A 20,795-nucleotide genomic window follows, 5' to 3' on the forward strand; every position below is an offset into this window, starting at 1 on the left:
GCAGTTCGACGCCGTGCTGCAGGGCATGCAGTCACAGGCCGTGGGCGCGCAACAGATCACCGAGACCATGATGCAGCTGAACGACGCCACCCAGCAGACCGTGGAGTCGCTGCGGGCAACCAGCGAAGCGGTGCACCAGTTGCAGTACGCGGCCGGCGACCTGCAGGCCAGCGTGGCCAACTTCGCCGTTACCGTGTAAGGCGCGCGCCATGAAACTGCTGGTTTTTCACATCGGCCAGGACCGCTACGGGCTGCGCCTCGGCGTGGTGCAGCGCGTGCTGCCGCTGATGGCGCTCAAGCGCCTGCCGCTGGCGCCGCCCGCCGTAGCCGGGCTGATGAACCTGCACGGCCGCACCTTGCCGGTGATCGACCTGTCCCGCCTGGGCGGCGGCGCCGCCAGCGCGGAACACGTGGACACGCGCATCGTGGTGGTGGACTACACCGCGCCGCACGGGAGCGTGCACGCGCTGGGCCTGTTGGCCGAACGGGTGCTGGGCGTGCAGGACGTGGCCGAGCGCGCGCTGGCCGGCAGCGGCGTGCAGGCGGCGCCCTTCCTGGGCGACGTGGCGGGCGACAGCGCCGGCATCGTGCAGCTGGTAGAGCCGGAGCGCCTGCTGCCGCCCGAACTGCGCGCGGCGCTGTTCCAGGCTGACCAGCCTGCCACCGGCAGCGCGGAAGCCGCGCCATGAGCGCCCAGGCCATGCTGCGCCGGGTGACCGGCCTGACCGTCTCGAAGGCGGCGGCCGACCGCGCTATCCGCGAACGCATGGAGCTGACCGGCGAAGTCAATCGCGAGCGCTACCTGGCCGCGCTGACGCAGGAAGAGCTGACCGAACTGGTGGAACTGGTGGTGGTGCCGGAATCATGGCTGTTCCGCGACGCGCAAGCGTTCCAGGTGGCGGTGGAGTTCGTGCAGGGCCGGCTGGCCAGGCGCCCGGCCGGCACGCCCGCACGCCCGGTGCGCATCCTGTCGGTGCCGTGCGCCGGCGGCGAGGAACCGTATTCGCTGGCCATGGCGCTGTGCGACGCGGACGTGCCGCGCGGCGCCTTCAGCATAGACGCCTGCGACCTTAGCCCGGGCTGCGTGGCGCGCGCGCGCAGGGGCGTGTATGGCCGCAACGCCTTCCGCGCGCAGGACCTGGCTTTCCGCGAGCGCTACTTCACCAGCGTCGGCAACGACGACTATCTGATCAGCGAAGCGATCCGGGCGCAAGTGCGCTTCAGCCAGGGCAACCTGCTGGAGCTCGACGCCGGCGGCCGCCGCTACGACATCATCTTCTGCCGCAACCTGCTGATCTACTTCGACAAGCCGACCACCAAGGCCGCCATCGAACGCTTGTCCGCGCTGCTGGCGGACGACGGCATCCTGTTCGCCGGCTATGCCGAAGTGCCCTCGTTTGCACACCACGGCTTCACCCCGCTGCCGCACCGGCAAGCATTCGGCCTGAGAAAGGACGCGGCCAGCGCTGTGCTGTCCATGCTGTCCGTACCGGCGAACGCCGCACCGGCTGGCATGCCGCCGCCCTTCACCGCCGAGCGCCGCAAGAGCGTGCGGCCGCAGGTGCTTGCACTCGCCGCCGCCCCTGCAATGCCGCGTCCCGAGGCCGCCCGGCGCGCCAGCGCGCCCGCAACCGCGTTCTCCGCCACCTCCGCTGCCATGGCCGCAGCGCCCGCAGCGCCCGCCGCGCCGATTGCCGCACGCGCTGCCAGGCCCTCGGGAGCGCCATCAGGCGCGTCCCCGGTGAGCGGTGCCGCTGCGCGGGCGCCGGCCGCGCCGGCGCCGCCCTGTGCCGCCGAACTGCTGCTGCAAGCGCGCAAACTGGCCGACCGTGGCGAAACCGGCGACGCGGAAGCAGCCTGCCGGGCCGTGCTCGCGGCGGCCCCTGAGACCGCCGGCGCCTATTTCATCCTCGGCATGCTGAGCGAGCACGCCGGCCAGTCCGCGCAGGCCGAAGAACACTGGCGCCGCTGCATCTACCTGCAGCCCGACCACTACGAAGCCCTGTGCCACCTGGCGCTGCTGGCCGAGCAGTCCGGCAACAGCAGCGGTGCGGCCACGCTGAAGGCGCGCGCCGCGCGTATTTACCAGCGCCAGCAGAAGAATAGCCCCGCGAGAGCCGAACCATGATGACCATCGCCGAACAATCCATCCAGGACATCAACGACTGCTGGAACCGCATCGGGGTCTCCGGCGATCATAGCTGCGAGAAGCTGCAGCAGTTCGTCCACTGCCGCAACTGCGACGTCTACGCCGGCGCCGCCCAGCGCAACCTGCAGCGCCCGGTGGACGCCGCCTACAAGCAGGAATGGGCCGAGCACTTCCGGCAGCCCGAGGACAACCGCGCACAGCTCGACAGCTCCTGCCTGGTATTCCGCATCGGCCGCGAGTGGCTGTCGCTGCCGACCTCCGTGTTCCTGTCGGTGGCGCCCCAGGCGGCGCCACACCGCCTGCCGCACCGCAACGCGCGCGGCCTGGCGGGCGTGGTCAATGTCGGCGGCAAGCTTTACCCCTGCATTTCGCTGGCCGCCTTGCTGGACGTGGACGACACCGAGAGCGTGGCCCGCACCGGCCGCCACACCTTTGCCCGCCTGCTGCTGGTGCAATGGGACGGCCAGCCCTACGCGCTGCCGGTGGCCGACCTGCACGGCATCCTGCGCTACGCGGCGTCCGACGTGCAGCCGCCCGCCGCCACCATCAACAAAGGCCTGTCGCGCTACCTGACCGGCGTGATCACGCACGACGGCATGCAAGTCGGCTGCCTCGACGCCGGCCTGCTCGGCTACCAACTTGCAAGGACGCTGCGATGAGCCAGGACAACAACGGCGATCTGAGCCAATTCTCGATGCAGGAGCTGTTCCGCATGGAGGCGGATGCGCAGACGGTGATCCTGACCGACGGCCTGCTGGCCATGGAGCGCCATGGCGGCGACGCCAACGCGGTCGAGCCGATGATGCGCGCGGCCCACTCGATCAAGGGCGCGGCCGCCATCGTCGGCCTGGACGTGGTGGTGCAGCTGGCGCACGGCATGGAGGACGCCTTCATCGCCGCCCAGCACGGCAAGCTGAAACTGACGCCCAACCGGGTCGACGCGCTGCTGGCGGGGGTGGACCTGATCCTGCAGGTATCGCGCCTGGACGACAACAGCGTGACACCATGGCTGGCCGCCAACGGCGCGCAGATCAAAAAGACCATGGACAGCATTGCCGGCATCGCCTTCCTGCCGGAACCGGTGAGCAGCTTTGCCGGCGCCGCACTGTCGGGGCCTGCCGCCGTCGGCACATCCGATACGCCGTCCGCCCTCCCGCCGGCCACCGCTGCGCGCCCCACCGCCGCGCCGACGCCGCCAGACATCGCCGCGCTGCTGGCCGATATGGCCGACGCCGAAGCCCAGGCAGACGCGCTCGGCGCCGGCGCACTGCCCGCAGCGCTGGCGCCGGCATCGGCCGCAGCGCCCCTGGACACCGACGAACCCGCCGCCGCCCCGGGCGCCCGCATCATGGCGCCGATGAAGACCGCGCAAAACTTCGACCGCCTGCTGTCGCTGGCCAGCGAATCGCGCATCAACGCGCACCAGATGCACCCCATGCTGCAAGCCATGCAGCGCTTCAAGCGCAACCAGGCCAGCCTGGTCACGGTGATCGAACAGCTGCACGAAGCGGTCTCCGGCAGCAGCGACGCCGGCCTGAAGGAAAAGTCGCTGCTGGCCCTGCAAAAGACCCAGCCTCTCAAGCAGTTCGTGCTGGAACAGATCGCCGATTTCGAAAACTGGGAACGCCGCCTGCTTACGCTGTCGCAGAATATGGTGGACGAGGTGCTGGCGCTGCGCATGCGCCCGTTCCGCGACGGCGTGCAGCATTTCCCACGCATGGTACGCGACCTGGCGCGCAGCCTGGGCAAGGACGTCCAGCTGCGCATCGACGGCGAAGACACACTGGTCGACCGCGACATCCTGGCCAAGATCGAGAGCCCGCTTAACCACATGCTGCGCAACGCCATCGACCACGGCATGGAACCGGCCGCGGAACGGGTGGCGCTGGGCAAGCCGGCCACCGGCTCGATCGTGCTCGAAGCGCGCCACCGCGCCGGCATGCTCAGCATCGAGATCAGCGATGACGGGCGCGGCGTGGACCTGGAAAAAATCCGCCGCACCGTGGTCGAGCGCAAGATGGCCAGCACCGCCATGGCCGCCGCCATGTCGCAGGCCGAACTGCTCGAGTTCCTGTTCCTGCCCGCCTTCAGCCTGAAAGAAAACACCACCGAAATCTCCGGACGCGGCGTGGGCCTGGACATCGTGCACGACACCATCCGCCAGCAGAACGGCACCGTGCGGCTCGAGTCGGAGCAAGGGCGCGGCTTCCGCAGCTACATCACGCTGCCGCTGACGCAGTCCATCGTGCGCGCGCTGGTGGTGGACATCAAGGGCGAGGCCTACGCCATCCCCATCGTCAAGGTCGAGCGGGTGATCAAGGTGCCGCAGTCCGACATCCACACCCTGGAAAACAAGCAGTTCTTCGACCACGCCAGCGAGCACCTTGGGCTGGTGTCGGCGGCCCAGGTGCTGGAGCTGGGCGACAGCAGCGCCTCCGAGGCCGAACTGCCGGTGGTGCTGATCGGCACCGGCACGCGCCGCTACGCGATGGTGGTGGACGCGATACGCGGAGAGCAAAGCCTGGCGGTGCAAGCCATCGATCCCATCTTCGGCAAGATGCGCGACATCTCCGCCGCCGCCCTGCTCGACGACGGCGAACCGGTACTGATCCTGGACGTGCCGGACCTGCTGATTTCGATCGACAAGCTGCTGCACGAAGGCGGCCTGCACCAACTGGCGCGCGGCAACCGCGGCGAGAAGCGCCGCATGAAGCGTATCCTGGTGGTGGACGACTCGCTGACGGTGCGCGAAATGGAACGCAAGCTGCTGGTTGGCCGCGGCTTCGAAGTGGACATCGCCATCGACGGCATCGACGGCTGGAACGTGGTGCGCAGCGGCGAATACGACCTGGTCATCACCGACGTGGACATGCCGCGCATGGACGGCATCGAACTGGTCAACCTGATCAAGAAGGACCTGCACTTGCACAAACTGCCCGTGATGATCGTATCCTACAAGGACCGTCCGGAAGACCGGGCGCGCGGCATGTCGGCCGGGGCCGACTACTACCTGACCAAGGGCAGCTTCCACGACGAGACCCTGCTCGACGCCGTGGCCGACCTGATAGGGGACGCACGCAAATGAAAATCGCCATCGCCAACGACGTCGCCATGGCCGCCGAAGCGCTGCGCCGCGTGGTGGCCAGCACCCAGGAACACCAGGTGCTGTGGATCGCCCGCACCGGCGTGGAAGCGGTGCGCATGTGCGCCGAGAACCGCCCGGACCTGGTGCTGATGGACTTGAACATGCCGGAACTGGACGGCGTGGAGGCCACGCGCCAGATCATGGAGCAAAGCCCGTGCGCCATCCTGGTGGTGACCGGGCGGCCGCAAGACAACGTCAACCAGGTGTTCCGCGCACTGGGCGCCGGCGCGCTCGATGTGACCGCCACCCCCATGCTGCAGGGGAAAGCCGGCGGCGCCGAGGAGCTGCTGGCCAAGATCAAGACCATGGACAAGCTGATACGCCATAGCGGTGGCAGCCAGGCCATGCAGCCGCGCAGCAGCACGGCCGCGGCCGAACGCCGGGAAGCGCCGGTGACCAAGCTGGTGGCGATCGGCGCTTCCACCGGCGGGCCGCTGGCGGTGTCCAAGATACTGGCCGGCTGGCTGCCGCCGCCCGGCTGCGCCATCGTCGTGGTGCAGCATATCGACGAGAACTTCGCCGAACACTTCGCCAGGTGGCTGGGCGAACAGCTGCAGATGCCGGTGCGCGCCATTGAGCACGGCGACGAGCTGGCGCCCGGCACGGTGCTTATCGCCAAGAGCAATGACCATCTGGTACTGGATAAAGACTACCGGCTGGGTTACGATGCGACACCGAAGGACTACGCCTACCGCCCCTCGGTGGATGTGTTTTTCCGTTGTGTGGCGCAGCATTGGCGCGGCGACGCGGTGGGCGTGCTGCTGACCGGCATGGGCCGCGACGGGGCGGAAGGCTTGCTGGCCATGCGCCGTGCCGGCCATACCACCATCGCGCAGGACCAGGCCAGCTGCGCGGTGTACGGCATGCCGCGTGCGGCTGCCGAGCTGGATGCGGCACAACTGATACTGCCATTAGATAAGATAGGCCCCATGCTGCGCAGCACCACCGGCAGCCGGGGCTAGCAACCAAGAGAGCTGCAATGTCCCATAGTTTTTCCGTTCCAGCGGAACTGGAGCCGGCCCTCACGGCCTTCAAGGTGCGCGTCCTGCTGGTGGACGACCAGTTGATCATCGTCGAGGCGGTACGCCGCATGCTCAGCGACCAGCCCGACATCGAGTTCCACTACGTGACCGACGCCACGCTGGCGCAGCAGACCGCCGGCCAGCTGCAGCCCACCGTCATCCTGCAGGACCTGGTGATGCCGTCGGTGGACGGCTTCGCGCTGATCCAGGCCTACCGCGACGACGAACTGATACGCCATGTGCCGGTGATCGTGCTGTCGGCCAAGGAAGATCCCAAGCTCAAGGCGCACAGCTTCGCCGTGGGCGCCAACGACTACCTCGTCAAGCTGCCGGACAAGCTGGAACTGCTGGCGCGCGTGCGCTACCACTCGGCCGCCCACATCAGCCGGCTGCAGCGCGACCAGGCCTTCCGCTTCCTGCGCGAGAGCCAGAAGAACCTGGCCGACGCCAACATCGAGCTGCAAAAGCTGGCCGCGCTGGACGGCCTGACCGGCATCGCCAACCGCCGCCGCTTCGACGAGACCATGAAGCTGGAGTGGCAGCGCGGCCAGCGCGAACGCCAGCCGCTGTCGCTGCTGCTGTGCGATGTGGACTTTTTCAAGATCTACAACGACACCTTCGGCCACCTGACCGGCGACCTGTGCCTGAAGAAGACGGCCGCCGTGTTGACCGAGCACCTGAAGCGTCCGGCCGACCTGGCGGCGCGCTACGGCGGCGAGGAATTCGCCATTGTGCTGCCGGACACCCGGCTGGAGGGCGCGGTACAGCTGGCGCAGTCGTGCGTGCAGCACCTGGAAAAGCTGGCCATCGAGAATCCGAATGCCGCGCCGCTGGGCGTGGTGACCATGTCGATCGGCGTGGCCAGCGTGGTGCCCTCGCCGCACTCCACCATCGAGGAGCTGATCGAGAGCGCAGACCGCGCGCTGTACGCGGCCAAGAAGGCCGGCCGCAACCAGGTGGCGTCAGCCTGAGCGTGGCGGGCTGAGCGTGGCGGCCCGAGCGTGGCGGATTGCGCGCCAGGGCGCTAACGCGCTTTACACGAACACCGGCTCGGGCTCCAGGCGCACGCCGTAGCGCGCCTGCACGTCATCCTGGATCGCCTGCGCCAGGCGCTGCACGTCGGCGCCGGTGGCGCCGCCGCGGTTCACCAGCACCAGCGCCTGCTTCTCATACACGCCCGCCGCGCCCATGCTGCGGCCCTTCCAGCCGCACTGGTCGATCAGCCAGCCGGCGGCCAGCTTCTCGCTGCCGTCGGCCTGCCGGTGGTGCACCAGCGCCGGGAACTGCGCCAGCAACTGCGCGCACTGCTCGCCGCTCACCACCGGATTCTTGAAGAAGCTGCCCGCGTTGCCGATATCGGCCGGGTCCGGCAGCTTGCGGCGCCGCACGGCGATCACCGTGTCCGCCACCTGCTGCGCGCTCGGCGTATCGATGCCCTGCTGGTCCACCGCCTGCGCCAGTTCGGCGTAGCGCAGATTCGGCTGCCACGCGCGCGGCAAGGCGAAGGTGACATCGACGATGATCAGTCCGCGCCCCGCTTCCTGCTTGAATACGCTGTCGCGGTAGCCGAAACGGCAGTCGGCCGCGTGCATCGTGAGCAGCTGGCCGGTGGCCGGGTCGCAGGCCGTCAGGCTGTGGAAAAAATCCTTGGTCTCGGCGCCATAGGCGCCGATGTTCTGGATCGGCGCCGCGCCCACCGTGCCGGGGATCAGCGACAGGTTTTCCAGCCCGTCCAGTCCGTGCGACAAGGTCCACTGCACGAACTGGTGCCAGTTCTCGCCGGCCGCCGCGCGCACGTGGTGATGCGTGGCCGTGCCTTCCAGCACCTCGCGGCCGTGGATGGCGATGTGCAGCACCAGGCCGGGAAAGTCGCCGGTCAGCAGCAGGTTGCTGCCGCCGCCCAGCACCAGGCGCGGCAGCGCCGCCAGCGCGGGATCGGCCAGCGCCGCCTGCAGCTGTTCCGCCGACGCCACCCGCAAATACGTTGCGGCCTGGGCGTCTATGCCGAAAGTGTTAAGCGAACGGAGGGAGTAGTTGTGACAAAGGGGTAGGTTCAAGTGCTTAGCCGAGTAGATATTTTGGTCGATTATAGTGGGAAAGTCGAAAAATCACGTCAAAAACGACCGAGCGTTCGGTCCGTTGTCCGTTAAAATGGCACATCTTTTTACGCGGCGCCGCAGCACGGGGCGCCACCGCACTAATTAAAGGAAAGCAACATGCCGTCGTTTGATGTAGTCTCCGAAGCCGATATGATCGAAGTGCGCAATGCCGTCGATCAGGCAAAGAAGGAAATCACCACCCGTTTCGACTTCAAGGGCAGCAGCGCCAATGTCGAACAAAAGGAAGCCGAACTGACCGCCTATGCGGATTCGGACTTCCAGCTGACCCAGGTCAAGGACGTGCTGATCAACAAACTGGGCAAGCGCAACGTGGACGTGCGCTTCCTGGACGAAGGCAAGATCGAAAAAATCGGCGGCGACAAGGTCAAGCAAGTCATCAAGATCAAGAACGGCCTGGAAACGGAAGACGCCAAGAAGATCACCCGCATCATCAAGGACAGCAAGATGAAGGTGCAGGCCAGCATCCAGGGCGAATCGGTGCGCGTGACCGGCGCCAAGCGCGACGACCTGCAGGCTGCCATGGCCATGCTGCGCAAGGAAGTCAAAGACACCCCGCTGGAATTCAACAACTTCCGCGACTGATCTTTTCCCGTACCGACCCGGTGCGCCCGCCGCACCTTGCCGCAGGGCCGCTCCGGCCCGGCGGCGCCACGTAGTTAAGGACTGTGTAATGAAACGAGTAGACGACTTCCGCCTGCGCTTTGGCGACAAGGAATACGTACCCATCATGATAGGCGGCATGGGCGTGGACATTTCCACCTCCGAGCTGGCGCTGGAGGCGGCCCGCCTGGGCGGCATCGGCCACATCTCGGACGCCATGGTGGAAGACGTGTCGGACCGCAAATTCGACACCACCTTCGTCAAGGACAAGACCAAGCTCTACAAGTACAACATCTTTAACATGGACAAGGCCGTGGTGCAGTTCGACCTCGAGCGCCTGGCCGACGCGCAGCGCCGCCACATCGGCAGCACCATGGCGGCGAAGAAAGGCCCCGGCCTGATCTTCGTCAACTGCATGGAAAAGCTGACCATGAACGGCCCCAAGGAAACCCTGCGCACCCGCCTGAACGCGGCGCTGGACGCGGGCATCGACGGCATCACGCTGTCGGCCGGCCTGCACTTCGGCTCCTTCGCGCTGATGGCAGACCACCCGCGCTTCCGCGAAGCCAAGCTGGGCATCATCGTGTCCTCGGTGCGCGCGCTGCAGATTTTCCTGCGCAAGAACGCCAAGCTGAACCGCGCGCCGGACTTCGTCATCGTCGAAGGCCCGCTGGCCGGCGGCCACCTCGGCTTCGGCATGGAGGACTGGAAGGACTACGACCTGCACACCATCGTGGCCGAAGTGCTGGCTTACCTGAAGAATGAAAACCTGGAGATCCCCGTGATCGCCGCCGGCGGCGTATTCACCGGCAGCGACGCGGTATCCTTCCTGGAAGCGGGCGCGGCCGGCGTGCAAGTGGCCACCCGCTTCACGGTGACCAAGGAATGCGGCCTGCCGGAGAAGGTCAAGCAGGAATACTTCAGGGCCAGCGAGGAAGACATCATCGTCAACGGCGTCTCGCCGACCGGCTACCCGATGCGCATGCTGAAGAACACGCCGGCCATCGGCGCCGGCATCCGCCCGGGCTGCGAATCCTACGGCTACCTGCTGGACGCCACCGGCAACTGCTCCTACATCAACGCCTACAACCGCGAAGTGGTCGCCAACGGCGGCAGCGACAAGGGCATCTCGGTGATGGACAAGACCTGCCTGTGCACCCACATGCGCAACTTCAACTGCTGGACCTGCGGCCACTACACCTACCGCCTGAAGGACACCTCGCACAAGAAGGAAGACGGCAGCTACCAGCTGCTCACCGCCGAGCACGTGTTCAAGGACTACCAGTTCAGCACCGACAACCAGGTCGCGCTGCCGGAAAAAGAAGCATAAAAAAAGGCGCCTCGGGCGCCTTTTTCACGTCCGGGGCGTTCAGCCCCGCTCAGCCCTGGCCTCAACCCTCGTGGGTGATGCGCGTGATCAGCGCGCCCAGCACATCGTCGGCGCGCTCATTGTCCACCTGGCAGGTGCCGGCGTTCTCATGCCCGCCGCCGCCGTATTCCAGCATCAGCGCGCCGATATTGGTCTTGGACGTGCGGTTCAGGATCGACTTGCCGGTGGCGAACACGGTGTTCTGGTTCTTCAAGCCCCACAGCACGTGGATGGAGATATTGGTCTCCGGGTACATCGCGTAGATGATGAAGCGGTTGCCGGCGAAGATGGTCTCTTCCTTGCGCAAATCCAGCACCACCAGGTTCTGGTGGATGGTGGCGCAGCGGCGGATCTGGTCCTTGCACTTTTCGCTGTGCTCGAAGTACAGTTCCTTGCGTTCCTTCACGTCCGGCAGTTCCATGATCTGTTCGATCGTGTGGTTCTTGCAGTAGTCGATCAGGTCCATCATCAGGTTGTAGTTCGAGATGCGGAACTCGCGGAAGCGGCCCAGGCCGGTGCGCGCGTCCATCAGGAAGTTGAGCAGGTCCCACCCTTGCGGATTGAGCACTTCCTCGCGGTTGAACTGGGCCGAGTCGCCCTTGTCCACCGCCGCCATCATGCCGTCCCAGGATGCCGGGAACGCCTTCAGGCCGCCGTAATAGTCGTACACCACGCGCGCGGCCGACGGCGCTTCGGGGTGGATGATGTGGTTGCTGCGCTCGCCGGTGTTGCGGATGGTTTCCGACAAGTGGTGGTCGAATGCCAGGTGCGCGCCCGCTACATAGGGCAGGTTGGTCGTGATGTCCTTGTCACTGATGGCTATCTTGCCGTCCTGCATGTCCTTGGGATGGACAAACAGGATGTCGTCGATCATGTCCAGGTGTTTCAGGAGCACAGCGCATACCAGGCCGTCAAAGTCGCTGCGGGTTACCAGGCGAAATTTTTTTGCTTCAGCTGACATGGGGTACCTTTTCGTTGAGTGACATGATGAATCATACAACTCAACTCACCGGCTTGCCCAGTACTTTGCCCTGCGCTTGGCCGCGTGCTGGTGCGGCGGCCCGGGCAGCGGCATGCCCCCTGGCCGCACGCAGCGCCGCATGCCCCGCCAGCAGCGCTGCCAGCACGGCGCCGGCGATCCACATCGACCATAGCGTGTGGGTAAGGAAGTGCGCCCCGCGCATCTGTTGCATCCAGCCCACGGCCGCCCCCAGGCCCAGCGCGGCCAGCCCCGCCGCGGCGGCCTTGCCTGGCCGGTGCGGCAGCCAGAACACCGCCAGGCCGACCAGCCACAGCGCGCTGGACGCGTGTCCGCCCGGCAGGCAGTGGCCGGATTCCACCCAGTGCGGCATGGATTCCAGCAGCCGGTAATACGGCTGGTAGCCGCCGTAGCGCTCCAGCTCCCACGGGCAGTGCGAACGGCTGGCGCGTTTCAGCATGGAAGTGAGCAGCGGCACCAGCACCACACACAGCGACAGCAGCCGCAGCCGCAAGCGCCACCAGACCGGCAGCCCGCCGCCGTTGCGCCCCGGCCGCCGCTGGAGGAAGTCCCAGGCGCAGGCCGCCAGCGGCACGGCGCCCAGCAAGGTCAGCAGCGTTTTCAGCACGCCGTGGCTGAAACGCTCGGTCAGCCAGGCGTGCTGCCAGGGAAATTCATGGACGTGGAAGTCGAACATCATGTCGGCCAGCGCCAGGTCGGCGTTGCCCATGCCCAGCAGCAGGATGAGGGCCGCCGCCCCCATCAGCGTCCACGCCGCGCGCCGCAGCGCCGGCCAGCCCAGCAATTCTTCAGCCATGGGTGCAGGCGTTGAACATGTCCAGCGCGGGGTTGTAGACGGCGGTGCTCACGTCCAGCATGCCCAGCACGGAATGGAATACATTGTCGTGCGAGAACGGCTGGCTGGCGCGCGCGGCCAGGCAGCGGCGGTCGATCTTGAAGCGCTCGGCGTACTGGTCCGAGAACCACAGCATGAAGGGCACGCGGCGCTGCTCGGGCGGCGCAATAATGTAGGGCGCGCCGTGCAAGTACATATTCTTCTCGCCCAGCGATTCGCCGTGGTCCGAGAAGTACATCATGCCGGTATCCACGCCGCTGTCGGCGCTGCCTTGCTGCAGCAGCTTGATCAGCTTGTCGAGGAAGTAGTCGGTGTACAGGATCGTATTGTCGTAGGCTGCGGTGATCTGCGCCTGCGAGCATTTTTCCAGCTCGTTGGTGTCGCACACCGGACCGAACTTGCCGAAGGCGGCCGGATAGCGCTTCGCGTAGGCGGGGCCGTGGCTGCCCTTCTGGTGCAGCACGATGACCAGGTCGTTCTTCGCCGCGCGGATCAGCTCGGGCAAGCGCTCGAGCAGCTTCTCGTCGTAGCATTCCTCGCTGGTGCACAGCGGATCGCCGGCCACCGGCTGCGACCAGTCCTCGTAGGCGACCCGGGCACAGGTGCCCTTGCAGCCGGAGTTATTGTCGCGCCACAGTACGTCGAAACCGGCGTGCTTGAGCACGTCCAGCAAGCCTTCCTGGCCTTGGGCGCGCGTGTCTGAGTAGTTTTCGCGTCCCAGCGCCGAAAACACGCAGGGCACGGACACGGCAGTGGCGGTGCCGCACGAGGACACATTGCTGAAGTTGATCAGCCCCGGCTGCTGCGCCAGCAGCGGGTTGGTGTCGCGGCCGTATTTATTGAGAGAAAAGTTCATCGCGCGTGCCGTCTCGCCCACCACCAGCACAGTGACGCTGCGGCGCACCTGCCCGGTCCAGGTCACGCCCTTGGCGGCATCGCGCCCCAGCGGCGCCACCACCTGCGGCTTGGCCCATTTCTGCCTGAGGAAACTGTTGGCGGCCTGGATGTAGTTGGTGGGAGTCAGCAGGAAGCGCAATTCGCGGTGCTCGCGCACGGCCGGCGCGTAGCTCTTGAAGAACAGCAGCAGGATGGCCGCCGCCAGCAGCAGCGAGCCGGCCAGCACGCCGGCGTTGGTCAGCAGGTGGCGGCCGCGCGGCGCGAACGTCAGCCTGGTGCGCGCCACCAGCAGCGCCGGCAGCACGCCCAGCAAGCCGACGGTCAGCAGCATGTTCAGGCTGAACAGCTCGCCCGCTTCGCGCACGTCGGTTTCCACCACGTTCTGAATCATGGCGCGGTCGATCTGCGTGCCGTACTCGTTCATGAAGTAGGTGGCCGCCGAGGTGGCCAGCAGCAGCACGATGACGACCGGCTTGATGAGGAAGCGGAAGTTGACCAGGCTGAGGCAAGCGTTGAAGGCCAGCACCAGCAGCAGGAAGGTGGCAGCCAGCAGCGGCAGGTTGCCCGCGCTGAAACCGCCGGTGGCCAGCAGGAAACGCTGCCAGAAGCTGTGGTTGTAAGCCGCCACCAGGAAGACCGATGCGGCCAGCGTGAACATGGGGGCGCTCAGGCGCGGAGAGAATTTGACAGTCACAAGGGTTCCAGACGGCTGTGGAGAGACAGCGGCCACTATAGCCAGCGGCCGGTCAAGCCTGCGTCAACCGGGCGTTAAGGCCGCGTTAAACCCTGCAGCAATCGACGCCAATACCCCTCGCAAGACCTATTTGTCGGCAAAGCGGATCACGAAGATGCTGCCGCCGCCGGGCCGGTCTTCCAGCACCAGGCTGGCGCCCAGATAGCCGCAGATGCGGCGCACCAGGGCCAGGCCGAGACCGGTGCCGGCCGAACCGGCGCTGCCGGCAGCCGGCACGCCCTGCTGCGAGGCGCCCCGCTCCCCGCCGGCAAGCGCCGCGCGCACCGCCGCCGGCAAGCCCGGACCGGTGTCTTCCACGCTGACGCTGCGCGGCCCCATGCGCACGGTGACCGTGCCGCGCTCGGTGTACTGGCAGGCATTGCGCACCAGGTTGCCGATCGCGCTCATGCACAGTTCGCGCGGGGCGCGCACGGCAAAGCTGCCGGGATGGCCGTCAGCGGCGGCGCCGCCGTCGAACAGCAAGCGCACCGGGCGCGCCGCCACCAGGTGCTGGTAGCGTTCCGTCTCGCCGCGCGCCACCTGGCCGATATCGACCTGCGCCTGATCATCCAGCTGCGGCGCGCGCGCCAGCAGCAGCAGCACCGTCACACACTCGGCCGCCTCCTGTGCCGCGCGGTAAATGCGCGCCGCCTGCGCGTAGCCGGCGCTGCCCTCGCCCTGCGCCATGATCACTTCGGCCGCGCCCATGATGACGGTTAGCGGGCTGCGCAATTCATGGCTCACGTCGCCGGTGAAGAAGCGCTCGCGCTCCAGCACGTCGCGCAGCTGCGCGGTGTGGGCGGCAAAGGCGCGCGCCAGCACGCCCAGCTCGTCCTTGCGCTCCTGCAGCGGCAGATTGGGAATGTCGGCCCGCACCGCCTCGGCCATGCCCGTGATCGGCGTGACCAGCCGGCGCGCCACGTAGCCGCCCAGGAAATAAGAGAACAGCAGGAAGCCGACAAACCCGATGGCAAACACCGAGTACACCACCAGTTCCACTTTCTCGTAATCGCTTTCGTGGTCCACCGCCACGTAGTCGCCCATCTCGTCATGGCCGGCCAGCACGTGCAAGCCGACGCCGTCGACGGTCTTCTCCTGCACTCCCGGCGGCAGGCCGCGCAGCGACTGCGGAATGTCAGCACCGCGGTGGAAGCTGAGACCGGCCGGCATTTCCACCGGCAGGTTGCCGGCCTGGCGCGGCGCGGCCCATTCGGCCACTTCGCGCAGGCGGTTGTCGACCAGGTGCTCTTCGATGCCTTCCACCGCGAAGGCGGCGATCAGCGCGAAGAACAGCACGAAGCCAAAGGAATACAGGGTGTAGGCGACAACGATGTGGCGCCGCAGCGAGTGGGCCGCCGTCATTGCGGCTCGCCTTCGCGGCTCACCAGCTTGTAGCCGATGCCCGGCACGGTGCGCAGCATGGGGAAGGGAAACGGCTTATCCAGCGCCTGGCGCAGCGCATGCAGATGGGTGCGCAGCGCGTCCGAGTCGGGCCGGTCCTCGCCCCACACTTCCTGCTCGAGCATTTCACGCGGCACCAGGCGCGGGGCTTCCCGCATCAGGCAGCGCAGCAGCACGTAGCCGGTTTTGGTCAGCGCCAGCGGCCGGCCGGCGCGGGTGGCGGTGTAGGTGCTGGTATCGAAGCTGAGCTCGCCCACCCGCAGCACGGCCGCCGCCGCGTGATTGCCCCTGGCGCGCCGCACCAGCGCCTTCAGGCGTACTTCCAGCTCCACCAGCGAGAAGGGCTTGACCAGGTAATCGTCGGCGCCGGCGTCGAAGCCGGCCACTTTGTCGGCCAGGGTATCGCGCGCGGTCAGCATCAGCACCGGAGTGGAATCGTTCAGCTCGTTGCGCAGTTTCTGGCACAGCTCCATCCCGTTCAGGCCGGGCAGCATCACATCCAGCACCACCGCGTCATACCGGTGCTGGCTGGCCAGGCCCAGGCCCGTGTACCCGTTCACCGCCGAGTCGAGCACATAGCCCTTGGGTTCAAAGAATTCGTACAGGTTGGCGACAATATCTGGATTGTCTTCAATGATGAGCAGGCGCATCCAGGTATTCTAACTTCCGCCCTTCGTGTAATGAAACTACAACATAAAACGCGTGCTCGTTGACGCTTTTCGTATACGAGCGTACATTTTTATCGCCACACCGTAGTAAAAGTACATATTAAAACAACGGAGACTTTATGAAACTACGCCGCACCGCGAGCGCCGCCATGGCCGCGTTCGCGCTTTCCTCGCTGTCTGCAACATGCCTGTTGGCAGTCCCTGCCCCAGCCCTCGCCGCCATCAACGCCAGCCAGCTCGGCGCCGCCTATGACGCTGGCAAGACCAGTGTCAACTTCCGCATCTACTCCAGCCGCGCCACCCGCATCGAGCTTTACCTGTACAGCAGCGCCACCGGCACGGCGGAAAAAGCGCGCCTGGTGCTGACCAAGGGCAGCGGCAATGTCTGGAGCGCCAATGTCACGGCCGCCGCGCTGGCCGGCTACGGCATCACCGGCACCGTCTACTACGGCTACCGCGCCTGGGGCCCAAACTGGCCCTACAACGCGGCCTGGACCAAGGGCTCGGCCACCGGCTTCATCAGCGACGTGGACGCGGCCGGCAACCGCTTCAATCCGAACAAGCTGCTAAGCGACCCGTACGCCCGCGAGCTCAGCCACGACCCGACCACGCCGACCATGAGCAACGCCACCATCTACGCCAGCGGCGCGTTGTACCGCAACATCGACAGCGGCTCTTCTGCACCGAAAGGCATGGTGCTGGCCGGCGACACGCAATCGATCGGCACCAAGCCGACCCGCGCGCTGAAAGACGACATCATCTACGAAGCCCACGTGCGCGGCCTGACCCAGAACGACACCGGGATTGCCGCCGCCTACCGCGGCACCTACAAGGGCGCGGGCCTGAAAGCGGCCTACCTGGCCAGCCTGGGGGTGACCACCATCGAATTCCTGCCGGTACAGGAAACCCAGAACGACACCAACGACGCCGACCCGACCAGCACCACCGGCGACAACTACTGGGGCTACATGACGCTGAACTACTTCGCCCCCGACCGCCGCTACGCCGCCGACAAGACCCCGGGCGGCCCCACCCGCGAGTTCAAGGAAATGGTGAAGGCTTTCCACGACCAGGGCATCAAGGTGCTGATCGACGTGGTCTACAACCATACCGGAGAAGGCGGCGCCTGGTCCGGCAGCGACACTACCACCTACAACGTGCAAAGCATGCGCGGCCTGGACAACCCCACCTACTACTCGCTCACCAGCGACATGCAATCGTCGTGGGACAACACGGGCGTAGGCGGCAACTACAACACCCGCAACCCCATCGCCCAGAACCTGATCGTCGACTCGCTGGCCTACTGGCGCGACACGCTGGGCGTGGACGGCTACCGTTTCGACCTGGCCTCGGTGCTGGGCAACACCTGCGAGCACGGCTGCTTCAACTTCCTGAAAACCGACAGCGGCAACGCGCTCAACCGCATCGTGGCCGAATTGCCGCCGCGCCCAGCAGGGGGCGGCAGCGGCGTCGACCTGATCGCCGAGCCGTGGGCCATCGGCGGCAACTCCTACCAAGTGGGCGGCTTCCCGGCCGGCTGGTCCGAATGGAACGGCCTGTACCGCGACATGGTGCGCGCCAGCCAGAACCAGCTCGGCTCGGTCACCGTCACAACCGGCTCCATGGCCACCCGCTTCGCCGGCTCCAGCGACTTATACGGCGACGACGGCCGCAAGCCGTGGAACTCGGTCAACTTCATCACCGCGCACGACGGTTTCACGCTGAAAGACCTGTACGGCTGCAACAGCAAGAACAACACCCAGCCTTGGCCCTACGGCGTGAGCGACGGCGGCGAAGACAACAACCACAGCTGGGACCAGGGCAACATCGCGGCCGACCAGCGCAAGGCGGCGCGCAACGGCATGGCCCTGATGATGCTGTCGGCCGGCGTGCCGATGGTGGTCGGCGGCGACGAGGCGCTGCGCAGCCTCAACTGCAACAACAACCCCTACAACCTCGATTCCAGCGCGAACTGGCAGGGCTGGAGCTGGACCACGGACCAGAGCAATTTCCAGAACTTCAGCAAAGGCATGATCGCGTTCCGCAAAGCCCATCCGGCGCTGCGCCCGGCCAACTTCTACTCGGCCGTGGACAACAACGGCAACGTGATGGAACAGCTGCGCTGGTTCAAGCCGAACGGCCAGGTGGCGGACGCGGCCTACTTCAACGATACCGCCAACCATGCCATCGGCTGGCGCATCGACGGCAGCGAGTTCGGCGACAGCGCCTCGGCCATCTATGTCGCCTACAACGCGTGGAGCGCGCAGGTGAACTTCGTGCTGCCGTGGCCGGGCGCCGGCAAGACCTGGTACCGGGTAACGGACAGCTGCGGCTGGGCCGAAGGCGCCGCGCAGGTGCGGGCGCCCGGCAGCGAAGACCTGATCGGCGGCGAAAACACGTCCTATGGCCTGTGCGGACGCGGCGCCCTGCTGCTGATCGCTAAATAAGCCAACCCTCCCCTACCTGGGCTATCCCAGGTAGGTGGACAGGTCGATATTGAGCGCGACGAACGCCTTGGCGGCCAGCAGGGCCAGCGCAACCATCAGGAGTTCGGCGGCGTGTGATTGGGAATCCATGCCCGCCATTAGACGCGATCGCGGGCCGCAGAATAACTGTCAATGTTTACAGTAGACGCAGCATCGCGGCCTTGACGGCGGCGGCGGTCTTGTTGGCCACGCCCAGCTTTTCGACGGCGTTATTGAGGTGAAAGTTCACGGTGCGCTCCGCGATGCCGGTGATCTGGGCAGTCTCGCCGGAGGTCTTGCCGTCCGCGGTCCAGCGCAACATTTCGGCTTCGCGCGCAGTCAATGCCGGCAACTGCGGCAACTGGCTTGCCAGCAGACGCGCCATGGCCGCGTGCGCCGCATGCGCCAGCCAGGACATATGCGCGCCCTTGTGCCGCAGTTCCGCCGCGCCCAGCGCTTCATGGCCGCGCGCCAAAGTCAGCATGCCCACGCCGCCTTGCGCGTCGCATGAGGATTGCGCCCAGCCTACGTTCAAGCCATGCGCGCGCGCCTCCTCCCATAAGCCGGGATTCGGGCTGAACAGCGACTCGTCCCAGACCGCAGGCTGCACCGAGCGCAAGGCATAGGCCACGGTTGGATCGGCCGCCAGGTAGTTTTCCTGCGCATAGCGCTGCTGCCATGCGCTTGGATAATTGCTGAACATGTGGATGCGGGGATTCGACACCGGCAGCGGCGCGCGCATGCCATAGGCGCAGTAATCAAAACCCAGTTCGCGGGCGGCGTGCGCCACCACGGTACGCAACGCATCCTCGCTGCCGGCAGCGGCCAGCCCATCCACGATCTCGCCGGTGTCCAGGGCGCGCCTCAATACGGGTGCGGCAAACGCGACAAGCGCCAGGCGGCTTGCACATTGCGGCCCAGCGCCTGCCAGTCGGCTGCGGCGGTCAGCTTGAACGGGCGCAACGCTGCGGCTGGCGCGCCCTCGGGCAAGGCCCGGCCCACCCCCATGTCCACCACGCGTGGCACCCCGTTCTCAAATAGCAGCACTTCAGGCGCGGCGCCGTTGCTGTTGACGTCCACCGCGTGGACCCGGCCCTGGTATAAACTGCTTACCCGCTCGACCTGCGTGTGGCCCACGACGATGGCATCCGCGCCGAAATGGCGCAGCGCCGCTTCGATATCCTCCTGGCTGGCCCGTGACTCTTTCTTGTCTCCGGCATCGAAATATCCACGATAGCGGCTGACACCGTCCGCCCCGAGCACCGCGTCCAGCTCTGCCTTGCTGGCCGGTTCGCCGCGCCAGTAGCGCCGCATGGCCTCGTTCAATTGTTCCACGCTCAGACCGCTGGCGGCCACTTCGCGGCTGATGCCGCCATGCGTCAGCAAAACCTTGCCTGCCTGCACCACCACCGGCTGCGCCCGCAGCCAGTTTCCCAGCACGGTATCGGCGGCAAATGCGGCGCGCTGCCCGCCCAGTTGCTCAAGCGCGTACAGATGCTCGCGGTTGGCGCGTGAGACATTGCCCCGCAGCAGATATTGCTCGTGATTTCCCAGTACCATGTGCACGGCGCCGCCCACCTGCGCCGCCTGCAGGCTGAGCCCATAAATACGCCACAGCACGCCAAATACGTCACGGCCCCGGTCCACCGCATCGCCGGCAATCACCAGCTGGCCCCTGCCGTAGCGCCAATTCCCATCGGCATCGGCGACGCCCAGCTTTTGCAGCGCCGCGTCGAGGAAAGCGAGGTTGCCTTCGACATCGCTCAGCACCAGCAATTGGGCCGGCATGGGAATGACGGAGGGAGGCACGGAAGGTGGGGCCGACACCGGGTAGCGCGACTGCTTGCCGCCACAGCTAATGTGCAGTTCGGCGCCGGCGCCGCTGCTGCGCTCGACCCGGTCTTCGCAGAACCAGGCGGCGGACCATGTACCGTCCGCTTCGTTGCGCACTACGGGGCCATCGAGAAAGCCGGGGAGCACAGGTTTGTCACCGGTGCCACCCCACAGCTGGATCGCGGCATCCTTGCTGGCGCCTGCAGGGAACAGCAAACGGCTGTGTACGCCGTTCGGCGTCAGCTCGACTTCCGATTTTGACAAGCCGGCCAGCAAAAGAACCGCTGCCAGCGCCGCCAGTCCCAACGTGCCCAAGCCCAGACACTTCGCCACGCTCTTTCGCACCTGATGCTCCCTATGAAATAGTTCCATAAAGCATAACAGAAAAGGATGGCGATCTTGCAATTGTGTAGTTGCCGCACAAACGCAAAAAAGCCCCACCAGATCACTGGCAGGGCTTTTTCATATAACTAGCCTGACGATAACCTACTTTCACACTGGTTGCAGCACTATCATCGGCGCAAAATCGTTTCACGGTCCTGTTCGGGATGGGAAGGG

At 66.3% G+C, this 20,795-nt stretch carries 17 protein-coding genes and 1 pseudogene; 10 read left to right on the top strand and 8 right to left on the bottom strand.

Annotated features, from left to right (window positions below; all coding sequences use genetic code 11):
- The 7 genes and pseudogenes from AC6H42_RS18410 to AC6H42_RS18440 form a co-directional block, all read left to right on the top strand.
- A pseudogene (locus AC6H42_RS18410) lies at positions 1-199 on the top strand (chemotaxis protein); the annotation flags it as partial.
- A 10-nt stretch (positions 200-209) separates the two neighbouring features.
- Positions 210-689 (top strand): chemotaxis protein CheW, encoded by a 480-nt coding sequence (locus AC6H42_RS18415; protein ID WP_497548655.1) that lies wholly within the window; start codon positions 210-212, stop codon positions 687-689.
- A complete protein-coding gene (locus AC6H42_RS18420; RefSeq protein ID WP_057156183.1) occupies positions 686-2,128 on the top strand; it encodes a CheR family methyltransferase in 1,443 nt (480 codons plus the stop codon). The genes AC6H42_RS18415 and AC6H42_RS18420 overlap by 4 nt, the downstream gene beginning before the upstream one ends.
- The gene (locus tag AC6H42_RS18425) at positions 2,125-2,808 is read left to right on the top strand and encodes a chemotaxis protein CheW (RefSeq protein WP_057156182.1); all 684 of its coding nucleotides are present in this window, start codon (positions 2,125-2,127) and stop codon (positions 2,806-2,808) included. Before AC6H42_RS18420 ends, AC6H42_RS18425 begins: the two co-directional genes overlap by 4 nt.
- On the top strand, positions 2,805-5,234 hold the full coding sequence (locus AC6H42_RS18430) for a hybrid sensor histidine kinase/response regulator (protein WP_497548656.1): 2,430 nt from the start codon (positions 2,805-2,807) through the stop codon (positions 5,232-5,234). Before AC6H42_RS18425 ends, AC6H42_RS18430 begins: the two co-directional genes overlap by 4 nt.
- Positions 5,231-6,256 carry a chemotaxis-specific protein-glutamate methyltransferase CheB gene (gene cheB, locus AC6H42_RS18435; RefSeq protein WP_057156180.1) on the top strand — a complete coding sequence of 342 codons (1,026 nt, stop codon included), beginning with the start codon at positions 5,231-5,233 and terminating at the stop codon, positions 6,254-6,256. Before AC6H42_RS18430 ends, cheB begins: the two co-directional genes overlap by 4 nt.
- A gap of 17 nt (positions 6,257-6,273) precedes the next feature.
- Positions 6,274-7,287 (top strand): diguanylate cyclase, encoded by a 1,014-nt coding sequence (locus tag AC6H42_RS18440; protein WP_057156179.1) that lies wholly within the window; start codon positions 6,274-6,276, stop codon positions 7,285-7,287.
- A 63-nt stretch (positions 7,288-7,350) separates the two neighbouring features.
- On the opposite strand, the gene murB is transcribed toward AC6H42_RS18440, so the two are convergent.
- The gene (murB, locus tag AC6H42_RS18445) at positions 7,351-8,373 is read right to left on the bottom strand and encodes a UDP-N-acetylmuramate dehydrogenase (RefSeq protein WP_057156178.1); all 1,023 of its coding nucleotides are present in this window, start codon (positions 8,371-8,373) and stop codon (positions 7,351-7,353) included.
- A 159-nt stretch (positions 8,374-8,532) separates the two neighbouring features.
- On the opposite strand from murB, the gene AC6H42_RS18450 reads away from it, so the two are divergent.
- Positions 8,533-9,018, top strand: coding sequence for a YajQ family cyclic di-GMP-binding protein (locus AC6H42_RS18450; protein ID WP_057156177.1), 486 nt, complete (start codon positions 8,533-8,535; stop codon positions 9,016-9,018).
- 88 nt (positions 9,019-9,106) lie between these two features.
- Positions 9,107-10,366: a nitronate monooxygenase gene (locus tag AC6H42_RS18455; RefSeq protein WP_057156176.1), complete on the top strand. Its 1,260-nt coding sequence runs from the start codon at positions 9,107-9,109 to the stop codon at positions 10,364-10,366.
- 61 nt (positions 10,367-10,427) lie between these two features.
- On the opposite strand, the gene AC6H42_RS18460 is transcribed toward AC6H42_RS18455, so the two are convergent.
- From AC6H42_RS18460 to AC6H42_RS18480, 5 genes are all read right to left on the bottom strand, one after another.
- Positions 10,428-11,366: a hypothetical protein gene (locus AC6H42_RS18460; protein WP_057156175.1), complete on the bottom strand. Its 939-nt coding sequence runs from the start codon at positions 11,364-11,366 to the stop codon at positions 10,428-10,430.
- A 40-nt stretch (positions 11,367-11,406) separates the two neighbouring features.
- The gene (locus AC6H42_RS18465; RefSeq protein ID WP_497548657.1) at positions 11,407-12,201 is read right to left on the bottom strand and encodes a phosphatase PAP2 family protein; all 795 of its coding nucleotides are present in this window, start codon (positions 12,199-12,201) and stop codon (positions 11,407-11,409) included.
- Complete coding sequence (locus tag AC6H42_RS18470; RefSeq protein ID WP_497548658.1) at positions 12,194-13,831, bottom strand: phosphoethanolamine transferase; 1,638 nt, start codon at positions 13,829-13,831, stop codon at positions 12,194-12,196. Before AC6H42_RS18470 ends, AC6H42_RS18465 begins: the two co-directional genes overlap by 8 nt.
- A gap of 126 nt (positions 13,832-13,957) precedes the next feature.
- A complete protein-coding gene (locus AC6H42_RS18475; protein WP_497548659.1) occupies positions 13,958-15,232 on the bottom strand; it encodes a sensor histidine kinase in 1,275 nt (424 codons plus the stop codon).
- Positions 15,229-15,921 carry a response regulator transcription factor gene (locus AC6H42_RS18480; protein ID WP_057156172.1) on the bottom strand — a complete coding sequence of 231 codons (693 nt, stop codon included), beginning with the start codon at positions 15,919-15,921 and terminating at the stop codon, positions 15,229-15,231. Before AC6H42_RS18480 ends, AC6H42_RS18475 begins: the two co-directional genes overlap by 4 nt.
- Before the next feature lie 137 nt (positions 15,922-16,058).
- On the opposite strand from AC6H42_RS18480, the gene AC6H42_RS18485 reads away from it, so the two are divergent.
- Positions 16,059-18,386 carry an alpha-amylase family glycosyl hydrolase gene (locus tag AC6H42_RS18485; RefSeq protein WP_497548660.1) on the top strand — a complete coding sequence of 776 codons (2,328 nt, stop codon included), beginning with the start codon at positions 16,059-16,061 and terminating at the stop codon, positions 18,384-18,386.
- 175 nt (positions 18,387-18,561) lie between these two features.
- Here the strand turns inward: AC6H42_RS18485 and AC6H42_RS18490 are convergent, their stop codons facing one another.
- Together AC6H42_RS18490 and AC6H42_RS18495 are read right to left on the bottom strand one after the other, a co-directional pair.
- Complete coding sequence (locus AC6H42_RS18490) at positions 18,562-19,272, bottom strand: LuxR family transcriptional regulator (RefSeq protein WP_497548661.1); 711 nt, start codon at positions 19,270-19,272, stop codon at positions 18,562-18,564.
- Complete coding sequence (locus AC6H42_RS18495) at positions 19,269-20,570, bottom strand: metallophosphoesterase (RefSeq protein WP_497548662.1); 1,302 nt, start codon at positions 20,568-20,570, stop codon at positions 19,269-19,271. Before AC6H42_RS18495 ends, AC6H42_RS18490 begins: the two co-directional genes overlap by 4 nt.
- Between the last annotated feature and the right edge of the window lie 225 nt (positions 20,571-20,795).

This window comes from Massilia sp. NBRC 108631 (assembly GCF_059704565.1).